General features: G+C 63.4%; 1 protein-coding gene. It reads right to left on the bottom strand.

Annotated features, from left to right (window positions below):
• Nucleotides 1-232 (bottom strand): FtsW/RodA/SpoVE family cell cycle protein (locus SB764_RS44990; protein WP_410867434.1); only part of this gene is annotated, 232 nt, incomplete at both ends.

Below are 232 nucleotides of genomic sequence, written 5' to 3'. Positions count from 1 at the left end.
CCGAGCGGCCCGCCCGAGCCGATTGCAATCACTGCCTGGATCGTGTGAAAGCCCTTGCCGAGCGGATCGGAGGTTGGATCGAGCAGCGTGCAGATGCGGTGCTTCTGATAGTCGTGCATCAGCGGCCACTGCACTTCGGGCTGGCAAATCTTGTCCTGGAACGCGGCGATCGAACCGACCGCGATCACGCCGGCAACCAGCACCGGCACGATCAGCTTGAAACTCAGGCCCG

Source organism: Paraburkholderia sp. SIMBA_027, assembly GCF_046535315.1.
GTDB lineage: Bacteria > Pseudomonadota > Gammaproteobacteria > Burkholderiales > Burkholderiaceae > Paraburkholderia > Paraburkholderia tropica.
This window is presented reverse-complemented; position numbering and strand designations above follow the sequence as displayed.